Raw genomic sequence first — 2,767 nt, forward strand, 5'->3', positions numbered from 1 at the left:
GCGGAGACGTCACCCGCCGAGCCCACGACGGCGCCGGACACGGCGACCGAGGAGCCGAAGACCGACACCCCGGCATCCGACAACACGGCCACCGAGGCGAAGGCACCGGCGGCGCCCGGGAAGGCCAACTCGATCCCCCGGTCGACGAAGCCGGGCGGTTACGGCCTGTCCCTCGGCTGACCTCCCGTCACACGCACTGCGGCCCGTGATCGAGACCTCGATCACGGGCCGCAGTGCTCTTCCGGCTCCGCCGTCAGCAGGGGTGATGAACGCGCTGGACCTCGTACACCGGGGTGGGCACTCCTTCCATCCTCGCCTTGAGCTGCAGGGCCAGGTACTTGGAGTAGTGGCGTGACTGGTGCAGGTTGCCGCCGTGGATCCAGAGCTGGTCGACGTTCGTCGGCTTCCACATGTTGCGCAGCTCCCCCTCCCAGGGCCCGGGGTCCCGGGTGGTGTCGGAACCGTATCCCCAGACCTTGCCCACCCGGTCGGCGACGTCCTGGGACACCAGATCGGTCAGCCACTGGTTCATCGAGCCGTAGCCGGTGGCGTAGACGATGAGGTCGGCGGGCAGGATCGTCCCGTCGTCCAGCTCCACCCCGTCGGGGTGGATCCGCGTCGCCTGACCGCGCGCCAACGCGACCTCGCCGTCGATCACCAGCTGACTGGCACCGACGTCGATGTAGTATCCCGAGCCGCGACGGAGGTACTTGAGAAACAGGCCGGAGCCGTCCTCCCCGAAGTCCAGCTCGAACCCGGCGTCCCGGAGCCTGCCGTAGAACTCGGCGTCCTTCTCCGCCATCTGCTCGTAGACGGGGATCTGCACCCCGGGGAGCAGCCGGTAGGGCCAGGAGGCGAAGAGCATGTCGGCCTTCTCGGTCGTCACGCCGGCCTCGAGGGCCTCCTCGGAGTACAGGGGTCCGAGCGCGAGCGACATGAGCGAGTCACTTCTCGCGATGTGGGTGGAGGAGCGCTGCACCATGGTGACCTGGGCGCCGTGGTCCCACAGCGCGGCACAGATGTCGTGCGCGGAGTTGTTCGAGCCGATCACCACGGCCCGCTTACCCTCCACGTCCCCCTCACCCGTGAACTCGGAGGAGTGCCACTGCTCCCCCGCGAACGACTCGGCGCCCTCGACGTGAGGGATGTTGGGGTAACCGGAGACCCCGAGGGCGAACACCAGCTGGGTGGGTCGGAGTTCGACCCTCTCACCGCGCCGGTCCACCTCGACACGCCAGGTGCCGGACTGGTCGTCGAAGTCCGCGTTGAGACACTGCGTGCCGGACCAGTAGTCGAGCTCCATGATCGCGGTGTAGTGCTCCAGCCAGTCCCCGACCTTGTCCTTCGAGGGGAACACGGGCCAGTCGTCGGGGAAGGGGATGTACGGGAGATGGTCGTACCAGACCGGATCGTGGAGGTGGAGCGACTTGTAGCGCTTGCGCCACGAGTCGCCGGCCCGCTCGTTCTTCTCGATCACCAGGGTCGGCACGCCCAGGCGCTTGAGTCGGGCCGCGAGTCCGATCCCGCCTTGCCCGCCACCGATGATCACCGTGTACGGCTGCTCGGTGTAGCCGAGCGTCTCCTGACGTTCCCGCTTCCGCTCGAGCCAGGTCTTGCGCCCCCTCCGGATGACGTGTTCGACGCCCTGCTCCCGGGTCCGACGCCTCTTCTCCTCGTGGCCTCTGAGCTCCTGCATCGTGGTCAGGAGGGTCCAGGCCCTGCCGTCACGCAGTCGGAGGTGGGCCCATCCGCGGCCGGCCACGGTCTCGAAGCTCACCCACGCCTCGACCACACCGTCCGACGCGCTCGCGGGTTCGTCGAGCGACCAGTCGGAGGGCGAGACCGCGGCGAGCTGGGAGTCGAGCATCCGGCGGATCTGCTCGCGTCCCTCGAGTGTCTTGAGGTTCCACGTGAAGGCCACGAAGTCACGCCAGTACCCGTCGGGCTCGAACAGCTGCGCGGCCCGGTCGGAGTCCCCCGCCCGGAGGGCGTCGTCGAACTCCGCGAGCCAGGAGGTGATCGTCTCGTCCGGCCCACCTCGCTCGGTGGGGACGGCTGTCGTCTGGGTCATGTCCGCTCCTTCGTGTCGTGTAGCTTCGGCGATGACGTAGATCACACTTTTGTCCCCAGGGGGTGGCAATGTCGTTGCACCCGGCCCTCAGGTTCTCCGACCCCCGGGCCTTCGCCGAGCGCTCGATCCGGGCCCACGGGATCGCGCTCGCCGGTGGCGCGACCTCGGATCTCGACACGCGGGTGCTGCGGGCGTGGAGGCGTAGCGGTGCGGCCGGGATATCGCCGGATCAGGAGTTGCCCGCGCGCGTCCTCAGCCGTGAGCAGGTGGCGGACGCGCGTGGGCGCACGCCGCTGCGGCACATCGCCGCCGACGTGGTGGCCTCGGTGTCCGACACGTCGGCCGCGGGCCGCCACCTCGTGGTGCTCACGGATGCGCGGGGGTGTCTTCTCTGGAGATCGGGCAGTCCCGAGGTGCTCCGCCGCGCGGACGCGATCGCGTTCGCCGAGGGCGCGGACTGGTCGGAGCGGGGAATCGGCACGAACGGCATCTCCCTCGCGCTGGAGACCGGGACGTTGACCCACGCCACCGCGGGCGAACACTATGTCCGGGCCCACCACGGGTGGACGTGCACGGCCAGTCCCGTCCGCGACGCCGGCGGCAGGATCCTCGGCGTGCTGGACGTCTCCCACCCGGTGCGCTTCTCGAGTTCTGAGACGGCGGCGCTGGTCCGGTGCGGTGTGCGGCTCGCCGAGG

At 69.6% G+C, this 2,767-nt stretch carries 3 protein-coding genes; 2 read left to right on the forward strand and 1 reads right to left on the reverse strand.

The window, feature by feature from the left end:
• Positions 1 to 180 (forward strand): hypothetical protein (locus IY392_RS11135; RefSeq protein WP_228549298.1); only part of this gene is annotated, 180 nt, incomplete at its 5' end.
• A 73-nt stretch (positions 181 to 253) separates the two neighbouring features.
• Here the strand turns inward: IY392_RS11135 and IY392_RS11140 are convergent.
• On the reverse strand, positions 254 to 2,071 hold the full coding sequence (locus tag IY392_RS11140) for an NAD(P)/FAD-dependent oxidoreductase (protein WP_194861247.1): 1,818 nt from the start codon (positions 2,069 to 2,071) through the stop codon (positions 254 to 256).
• A gap of 68 nt (positions 2,072 to 2,139) precedes the next feature.
• On the opposite strand from IY392_RS11140, the gene IY392_RS11145 reads away from it, so the two are divergent.
• Positions 2,140 to 2,767, forward strand: a 628-nt coding sequence (locus IY392_RS11145) for a GAF domain-containing protein (RefSeq protein WP_194861248.1), incomplete at its 3' end; no start/stop codon positions are given.

Origin of the sequence: Dietzia sp. SYD-A1, assembly GCF_015356725.1 — a bacterium.
Taxonomy (GTDB): Bacteria; Actinomycetota; Actinomycetes; order Mycobacteriales; family Mycobacteriaceae; genus Dietzia.

Bases quoted from the DNA above. Each gene is read 5' to 3' on its own strand.
- IY392_RS11140 (WP_194861247.1), bottom strand. From the start codon at position 2,071: ATGACCCAGACGACAGCCGTCCCCACCGAGCGAGGTGGGCCGGACGAG.